This window comes from Xanthomonas sp. MUS 060, assembly GCF_000963215.1.
GTDB lineage: Bacteria > Pseudomonadota > Gammaproteobacteria > Xanthomonadales > Xanthomonadaceae > Xanthomonas_A.
The window spans coordinates 1-8873 of sequence record NZ_JZIM01000039.1; the positions used below are offsets into that span (position 1 = coordinate 1).

Annotated in this window: 9 protein-coding genes; all 9 read left to right on the forward strand. The window is 59.2% G+C overall.

What is annotated here, in order from left to right:
• The first annotated feature begins 46 nt into the window (after nt 1-46).
• Nucleotides 47-4840, forward strand: a complete 4794-nt coding sequence (locus XANALMUS060_RS17765; RefSeq protein WP_235430573.1) for a non-ribosomal peptide synthetase — start codon at nt 47-49, stop codon at nt 4838-4840.
• Nucleotides 4824-5867 carry a non-ribosomal peptide synthetase gene (locus XANALMUS060_RS16105; protein ID WP_235430569.1) on the forward strand — a complete coding sequence of 348 codons (1044 nt, stop codon included), beginning with the start codon at nt 4824-4826 and terminating at the stop codon, nt 5865-5867. Before XANALMUS060_RS17765 ends, XANALMUS060_RS16105 begins: the two co-directional genes overlap by 17 nt.
• Nucleotides 5868-6083: 216 nt before the next feature.
• Nucleotides 6084-6599, forward strand: a complete 516-nt coding sequence (locus XANALMUS060_RS22745) for a condensation domain-containing protein (protein ID WP_045739306.1) — start codon at nt 6084-6086, stop codon at nt 6597-6599.
• A gap of 53 nt (nt 6600-6652) precedes the next feature.
• Complete coding sequence (locus XANALMUS060_RS22750) at nt 6653-7168, forward strand: condensation domain-containing protein (protein WP_045739307.1); 516 nt, start codon at nt 6653-6655, stop codon at nt 7166-7168.
• A complete protein-coding gene (locus XANALMUS060_RS16120) occupies nt 7156-7995 on the forward strand; it encodes a condensation domain-containing protein (RefSeq protein ID WP_045739308.1) in 840 nt (279 codons plus the stop codon). The genes XANALMUS060_RS22750 and XANALMUS060_RS16120 overlap by 13 nt, the downstream gene beginning before the upstream one ends.
• 246 nt (nt 7996-8241) lie before the next feature.
• Nucleotides 8242-8397 carry a hypothetical protein gene (locus tag XANALMUS060_RS20705; protein WP_161795455.1) on the forward strand — a complete coding sequence of 52 codons (156 nt, stop codon included), beginning with the start codon at nt 8242-8244 and terminating at the stop codon, nt 8395-8397.
• Between the two features lie 48 nt (nt 8398-8445).
• Nucleotides 8446-8610, forward strand: a complete 165-nt coding sequence (locus XANALMUS060_RS22355; protein WP_235430571.1) for an AMP-binding protein — start codon at nt 8446-8448, stop codon at nt 8608-8610.
• Nucleotides 8611-8718: 108 nt separating this feature from the next.
• Complete coding sequence (locus XANALMUS060_RS23110) at nt 8719-8829, forward strand: hypothetical protein (protein ID WP_343122989.1); 111 nt, start codon at nt 8719-8721, stop codon at nt 8827-8829.
• Nucleotides 8802-8873, forward strand: a 72-nt coding sequence (locus tag XANALMUS060_RS23115) for a hypothetical protein (protein ID WP_343122990.1), incomplete at its 3' end; no start/stop codon positions are given. The genes XANALMUS060_RS23110 and XANALMUS060_RS23115, both read left to right, overlap by 28 nt.

The following is an 8873-nucleotide window of genomic DNA, read 5'->3' on the forward strand; positions in this document are numbered from 1 at the left end:
GCGCCCGGATGATCGTGTGGCCATCTGTGTGCAGCGCAGTGTGGAAATGGTGGTGGCGTTGCTTGCGGTGCTGAAGGCGGGCGGTGCGTATGTGCCGTTGGATCCGGCCTATCCGCCGGATAGGCTTGCCTATATGCAAGCCGATTGTGGCGCGGTGGTGATGTTGACGGATACCGTCAGCCGCCACTTGGTCGAGCATCCGACTGCCTCGACGGTGGTCGTCGATCTGCAGGCCGATGGCGAGCGTTGGCAGTACCTGCTTGACCACAATCCTGACCGCCATACCAATGGTCTGACCTCGCGGCATCTGGCGTATGTGATTTACACGTCCGGATCGACCGGTATGCCCAAAGGCGTCATGATCGAGCACCGGGGTTGTGTCAACTTATATCATCACTATGCCATTTTCTATTTGAAGAGTGGCGATAAGGTATTGGTCTTATCTTCTTTTTCTTTTGATTTGACGCTTAAGAATATTATTTCTCCATTGTTTGTGGGGTGCACTGTCGAGTTGGCGCCGCCAGGTGTGGTGGTTGGATCAAGTATCCTGAATCTTCTTGAGTCCAGTGGCGCTGCATTGATAAATTGCGCGCCAAGTCAATTGCATGGAGTTTTAGATGATTTTGAATCGAAATTAAGAATGCCCTTATTGGCGAAACTTCGCTATATCATACTTGGAGGGGAAAAGATAAAGATAGATCTTATTTTGGAATGGATTTCAGGCTCTGAACAATATGTATTTATAAATAGTTATGGGCCAACTGAAATTACTGACGTTGCGGTCGATGGCGTTATCAAGGCAGTTGATGTGTCAGAGCCGATGTCGATTGGCCGTCCAATCGCCAACACGCGCATCTACATCTTGGATATGCACGGCGCACCGGTTCCGATTGGGGTGGTGGGCGAACTGTATATCGGCGGCGATGGTGTGGGGCGTGGATATTTGAATCGTGACGATTTGACCGTCGCGTGCTTCCTCGCGGATCCATTCAGTGCCGATCCGACAGCGCGCATGTATCGCAGCGGCGATTTAGGGCGCTGGCGAGCCGATGGCACGATTGAGTTCGTGGGTCGCAACGATCACCAGGTCAAGATTCGTGGTTTCCGTATTGAACTCGGCGAGATCGAGGCAAGATTGAGCGCACATGCGGATGTGCGCGAGTGCGTGGTGGTGGCCATGGAGGATGCCACAGGCAACGACAAGCGACTGGTGGCGTATTTAGTCGCTGCCGAGGGTGTGAGGTCCGAGCATCTTGGCGCAGAAAGCTTGCGTAGTTGGTTGTCGGACACGTTGCCCGATTACATGGTTCCAGCGGCCTATGTGCAGTTGGATCGCCTGCCGCTGACTCCCAACGGCAAGTTGGATCGCAACGCATTGCCAGCACCGGATGAGGCAGACTACGCGGTGTGTGCGTATGAAGCACCTCAGGGGGCCATCGAACAAGCCATTGCGGCGATCTGGCGCGACCTACTGGGCCTGGAGACCATCGGGCGGCATGACAACTTCTTCGCCCTCGGCGGTCACTCGCTGCTGGTAGTGACGCTCACCGAGCGGATGCGTCAGCAAGGGTTGCAGGCCGATTTGCGCACTCTGTTTGCCACCCCGACGCTTGTGGCACTGGCCGCAGCGAGCGGTGGCGTGTCGGTCAGCGTTCCACCCAACGGCATTATGCGCGATACCACGCTGATCACACCTGAGATGCTGCCGTTGGCGGTCCTCACTCAGCAACAGATCGATAGCATCGTCGCAATGACCCCTGGCGGCTCGGCCAATATTCAGGACGTCTATCCGCTTGCTCCATTGCAGGAAGGCATCTTTTTCCATCATCTGCTGCAGCGCGAAGGCGATGCCTATCTGCAACCGAACCTGATCGCGTTCGACAACCGTTCGCGTCTAGACGTGTTTGTCGATGCACTGCAACGTGTGATCGATCGTCACGATATCCTGCGCACAGCGGTGGCCTGGGAAGAGCTTGCCGCACCGATGCAGGTCGTGTGGCGGCATGCGCCACTATTGATTGAGGAGGTGTGCCTGGATGAGGCCGATGGCGATGTGGCCATACAACTGCAATCGCGTTTCGATCCGCGGCACTGGCGTTTGGATGTACGTCATGCGCCGCTGATGCGTGGTTTTACCGCATACGATTCGGTCAGTGGGCGCTGGTTGCTGCAATTGCTCAGCCATCACCTGGCCCTGGATCACACCACGCTGGAGATCGTATTGGAAGAAGTCCGGTGCCACTTGTGCGGTGATGCCGACAGTTTGCTTCCCCCACTGCCGTTCCGCAATTTTGTGGCGCAGGCACTGCTGGGCGTGAGCCGCGAGGAGCACGAAGCATATTTCAGCAAGATGCTCGGCGATGTGGATGAGCCCTGTGCACCGTTCGGTCTGATTGACACACAGGGCGATGGATCCGACCTGGAAGAGGTGCGGCTCCATCTGCCGGATCGACTGTCGGCGTCGTTGCGCAACCATGCGCGCACGCTTGGGGTGAGTGCGGCCAGCCTGTTCCATCTGGCCTGGGCGCAAGTGGTGGCGCGCGCCACGGGGCATGAGCGTGTTGTGTTCGGAACGGTACTGTTTGGCCGTATGCAGGGCGGAGCGGGAGCTGATCGTGCACTGGGCATGTTCATCAATACCTTGCCATTGCGGATCGAGATTGATGGGTCCAGCGTAGTAGAGAGCGTGCGTCTGATGCAGCGGCGCCTTGCCGGGCTGTTGCGACACGAACATGCGCCGTTGTCGTTAGTGCAGCGGTGTAGTGGTGTTCCTGCACCCGCGCCGTTGTTTACCTCACTGTTCAATTATCGGTACAGCGGCCAGGCAGAAGGCGTTGCCGAGACGATGGCGTGGGAGGGGATCGAGACGTTGTCCAGTCACGAGCGGACGAATTATCCGCTTGGCGTTTCTGTGGATGATGTGGGATCTGCTTTCGTGTTGACGGTGCAGGCGCAGCGCCCCCTGGTTCCGGAACGGATATGTGCGTTCCTGCTGAAGGCGCTGGAGAGTCTTGCCAATGCGCTTGCCGATGCGCCAAAGACGCCGGTGTGCGATCTCGACGTTCTGCCTGAGGCCGAACGGCATCAGGTGCTGACCCAGTGGAATACAACCGCGACAGATTATCCGCGCGATAAGTGTGTGCACGAGTTGTTCGAGGAGCAAGTGGCGCGGGCACCATCGGCCATCGCGGTAGTGCAGGGTGAAGTATCGCTGACCTATGGCGAGTTGAACGCGCGTGCCAATCGTCTGGCGCATTATCTACGCGAATTGGGTGTGCGCCCGGATGATCGTGTGGCGATCTGCGTGCAGCGTAGTGTGGAAATGGTCGTGGCGGTGCTTGCGGTGCTGAAGGCGGGTGGTGCGTATGTGCCGCTTGACCCTGCTTATCCGCCGGATCGAGTGGCTTATATGCAGGCCGATTGCGACGCGGTCGCGGTGTTGACGGATTCGGTCAGCCGCCATTTGATCGAGAACAATGCCACTTCGGTGGTGATCGTTGATCTGCAAGCCGACGGCGCGCAGTGGCAGCATCTGCCCGACAGCAATCCCGACCGCCACGCTAGTGGCCTGACTACGCGGCATCTGGCGTATGTGATCTATACGTCCGGATCGACTGGTGCGCCGAAGGGATCGATGAACGAGCATCGCAGTGTCGTGAATCTTGCGTTGGCGCAAATAGGTGCATTCCATGTTGAAGAAAATAGCCGCATCCTGCAGTTTTCTTCGTTGAGTTTTGATGCCTTCGCTTCTGAATTGCTGGTGACGCTGTTTTGTGGGGCTTCGCTGTATATCGCCGACCCAGGTGATGTGTTGGCAGGTGAGGCACTCACAAAACTATTGACGGAAAATGAAATCAGTCACATCACTTTGCCTCCTTCTGTACTGCATCAACTGCCCGAAGAGCCAAGGCTTTCGTCTCTGAAGACACTCGTCGTTGCCGGCGAAGCGCTCTCTGTGGCCATCGTGGAACGTTGGGCTGAAGGAAGGCGCTTGATCAATGCATACGGTCCCACGGAGACGACGGTCTGCGCCTGTGTGCATGAATGCGATGCGAATGTGAGGGGTGCGCCACCGATTGGTCGTCCGATTGCCAATGTGCGTATCTATATTCTGGATATGCACGGTGCACTAGTTCCTGTTGGAGTGGTCGGCGAGTTGTATATCGGTGGCGATGGTGTGGGGCGTGGTTATCTAAATCGCGACGATTTGACCGCCGCGCGCTTCCTCATGGATCCATTCAGTACCGATCCGACGGCGCGGATGTATCGCACTGGTGATCTGGGTCGCTGGCGTGCCGATGGCACGATTGAGTTTGTGGGACGCAACGATCATCAGGTCAAGATCCGTGGTTTACGCATCGAGTTGGGCGAGATCGAGTCCCGGTTGAGCGCGCATGCGGATGTGCGCGAGTGTGTGGTGGTGGCGCTGGAAGATGCCACGGGTAGCGACAAGCGATTGGTGGCGTACTGGGTTGGTACGCAGGATGCGACGCACGCGCCGCTTGGCGCGGAAAGCTTGCGCAGTTGGTTGTCGGATGCGTTGCCGGATTACATGGTGCCGGCGGCTTATGTGCAGTTGGATCGCCTGCCACTGACCCCGAACGGCAAGCTGGATCGCAAGGCATTACCCGCGCCGGATGCTACAGCCTATGCAGCGCCTGCATATGAAGCACCGCAGGGTGAGGTCGAACACACCATTGCCGCGATCTGGCGTGAGCTGCTGGGTCTGGAGAGTATCGGGCGGCACGACAACTTCTTCGCGCTCGGTGGACATTCCCTGCTGGCGGCTCGTCGTTGCCGGCGAAGCGCTCTCTGTGGCCATCGTGGAACGTTGGGCTGAAGGAAGGCGCTTGATCAATGCATACGGTCCCACGGAGACGACGGTCTGCGCCTGTGTGCATGAATGCGATGCGAATGTGAGGGGTGCGCCACCGATTGGTCGTCCGATTGCCAATGTGCGTATCTATATTCTGGATATGCACGGTGCACTAGTTCCTGTTGGAGTGGTCGGCGAGTTGTATATCGGTGGCGATGGTGTGGGGCGTGGTTATCTAAATCGCGACGATTTGACCGCCGCGCGCTTCCTCATGGATCCATTCAGTACCGATCCGACGGCGCGGATGTATCGCACTGGTGATCTGGGTCGCTGGCGTGCCGATGGCACGATTGAGTTTGTGGGACGCAACGATCATCAGGTCAAGATCCGTGGTTTACGCATCGAGTTGGGCGAGATCGAGTCCCGGTTGAGCGCGCATGCGGATGTGCGCGAGTGTGTGGTGGTGGCGCTGGAAGATGCCACGGGTAGCGACAAGCGATTGGTGGCGTACTGGGTTGGTACGCAGGATGCGACGCACGCGCCGCTTGGCGCGGAAAGCTTGCGCAGTTGGTTGTCGGATGCGTTGCCGGATTACATGGTGCCGGCGGCTTATGTGCAGTTGGATCGCCTGCCACTGACCCCGAACGGCAAGCTGGATCGCAAGGCATTACCCGCGCCGGATGCTACAGCCTATGCAGCGCCTGCATATGAAGCACCGCAGGGTGAGGTCGAACACACCATTGCCGCGATCTGGCGTGAGCTGCTGGGTCTGGAGAGTATCGGGCGGCACGACAACTTCTTCGCGCTCGGTGGACATTCCCTGCTGGCGGTGCGGGTCGCTTCGCGTTTGCGCAAGGAATTGGGTGTGGAGATCGGGGTGGCCGAGTTGTTTGTGCACGCCACGCTCCAGCAGCTTGCCGCGGGCGTGTGTGGCCTCTTCGTCCGCTGCGATCTTGCCGCCGATCCTGCCCTTGCAGCCGGACGCGCCGCGCGTGCTGTCGTTTGCACAACAGCGGCTCTGGTTCCTGTCGCAGTTCGAGGGTGTCAGTGAGGCGTATCACATCAGCGGCGGCTTGCGTTTGCGCGGTGTGTTGGATGCGCAGGCGCTGCGGCGTGCGTTGGATCGCATCGTGTCCCGACATGCGTCGTTGCGCACGACCTTCGTGCTGGTCGATGGGCAGGCGTTGCAGCATGTCGCTGACGAGGACAGCGGCTTCCATTTAATCGATCACGATCTGTGTGGGGTACCTGATGGTGAGGAAGCTGTGTGGCCTCTTCGTCCGCTGCGATCTTGCCGCCGATCCTGCCCTTGCAGCCGGACGCGCCGCGCGTGCTGTCGTTTGCACAACAGCGGCTCTGGTTCCTGTCGCAGTTCGAGGGTGTCAGTGAGGCGTATCACATCAGCGGCGGCTTGCGTTTGCGCGGTGTGTTGGATGCGCAGGCGCTGCGGCGTGCGTTGGATCGCATCGTGTCCCGACATGCGTCGTTGCGCACGACCTTCGTGCTGGTCGATGGGCAGGCGTTGCAGCATGTCGCTGACGAGGACAGCGGCTTCCATTTAATCGATCACGATCTGTGTGGGGTACCTGATGGTGAGGAAGCGCTTGAGAAACTGCTGACCGAGGAAGCGCAAGCGCCATTTGCGTTGGAGCAAGGCCCACTCATCCGTGGTCGGCTGATACGCCTTGCCGAGGATGAATCCGTCCTAGGAAGCGCAAGCGCCATTTGCGTTGGAGCAAGGCCCACTCATCCGTGGTCGGCTGATACGCCTTGCCGAGGATGAATCCGTCCTCTTCGTCACGATGCACCACATCGTCTCCGATGGTTGGATGGTCGATGGGGATTTTGATCGATGAGTTGAGCGTGCTGTATCGGGCGTTCGCACGTGGCGAAGCCGATCCGCTGGCGTCGATGGGGATTTTGATCGATGAGTTGAGCGTGCTGTATCGGGCGTTCGCACGTGGCGAAGCCGATCCGCTGGCGCCGTTGCCAATCCAGTACGCCGACTATGCAAGCTGGCAGCGGCAGTGGTTGACGGGAGATGTGTTGGAGCAGCAAGCGAGCTACTGGCGCAAGACGCTATCGGATGCGCCGGTGTTGCTGGAGCTGCCCACGGATCGTCCGCGTCCAGCGCGTCAGGATCATGCCGGGGCGATGCTGGAGGTAATCGTCGATCCGCAACAGGCACAGGCGTTGAAGGCACTGAGCCAGCGCCATGGCCTGACGATGTATATGACATTACTTGCCAGTTGGGCGCTGCTGCTAGCGCGTCTGTCCGGTCAGGACGATGTGGTGATCGGGATCGTCCGCGTCCAGCGCGTCAGGATCATGCCGGGGCGATGCTGGAGGTAATCGTCGATCCGCAACAGGCACAGGCGTTGAAGGCACTGAGCCAGCGCCATGGCCTGACGATGTATATGACATTACTTGCCAGTTGGGCGCTGCTGCTAGCGCGTCTGTCCGGTCAGGACGATGTGGTGATCGGCAGCCAGCCCTGTAGCCAATCGTGGTCGCTCCGAAACCGAAGGGTTGATCGGGTTCTTCGTCAACACGCTGGCGTTGCGGGTGGAATTGTCTGGCTCGCCGACGCTGAAGGGTTGATCGGGTTCTTCGTCAACACGCTGGCGTTGCGGGTGGAATTGTCTGGCTCGCCGACGCTGGCGGCGCAACTGCTGGCGTCAGTGAAGGCGCGCGCACTGCAAGCGCAGGCGCATCAGGACATCCCGTTCGAACAAGTGGTGGAGTTAGTACAACCGCCGCGCAGTCTGGCGCATACGCCACTGTTCCAGGTGATGTTCGCTTGGCAGAACGCGCCTCAGGGTGAGCTGGATCTTGGTGCAATCGAGGCGAGTGGTCTGCGCGCAATACAGACGAGCGCGCAGTTCGACCTGTCGTTGTCGTTGGTTGAGAGCAATGAGGGGATCGTCGGCAGTCTGATCTATGCCACGGCATTGTTCGAGCGTTCGACGCTGGAGCGGTGGATAGGGCATTGGCGGCATCTGTTGGATGCGATGGTGGCCGAAACTGCTGGCGTCAGTGAAGGCGCGCGCACTGCAAGCGCAGGCGCATCAGGACATCCCGTTCGAACAAGTGGTGGAGTTAGTACAACCGCCGCGCAGTCTGGCGCATACGCCACTGTTCCAGGTGATGTTCGCTTGGCAGAACGCGCCTCAGGGTGAGCTGGATCTTGGTGCAATCGAGGCGAGTGGTCTGCGCGCAATACAGACGAGCGCGCAGTTCGACCTGTCGTTGTCGTTGGTTGAGAGCAATGAGGGGATCGTCGGCAGTCTGATCTATGCCACGGCATTGTTCGAGCGTTCGACGCTGGAGCGGTGGATAGGGCATTGGCGGCATCTGTTGGATGCGATGGTGGCCGACGGCCGGCGCCGAACATCAGGTAGTAGATCGTCTACCGTTGCTGGACGATGCCGAGCGCCAAGGTAGTAGATCGTCTACCGTTGCTGGACGATGCCGAGCGCCATCAGATACTGACGCAGTGGAATGCAACGGCAGCAGATTATCCGCGCGATGCCTGTGTGCATGAATTGTTCGAGGCACAGGTGGCACACGATCCATCGTGACGCAGTGGAATGCAACGGCAGCAGATTATCCGCGCGATGCCTGTGTGCATGAATTGTTCGAGGCACAGGTGGCACACGATCCATCGGCCAGCCATCGCGGTAGTGCAGGGCGAGGTATCGCTGACCTATGGCGAGTTGAACGCGCGTGCCAACCGTCTGGCGCATTACCTGCGCGAGTTGGGCGTATGCCCGGATGATCGCGTGGCGATCTGACCTATGGCGAGTTGAACGCGCGTGCCAACCGTCTGGCGCATTACCTGCGCGAGTTGGGCGTATGCCCGGATGATCGCGTGGCGATCTGTTGTGCAGCGCAGTGTGGAAATGGTGGTGGCGTTGCTTGCGGTGCTGAAGGCGGGCGGTGCGTATGTGCCCCTGGATCCGGCCTATCCCAGCGCAGTGTGGAAATGGTGGTGGCGTTGCTTGCGGTGCTGAAGGCGGGCGGTGCGTATGTGCCCCTGGATCCGGCCTATCCGCCG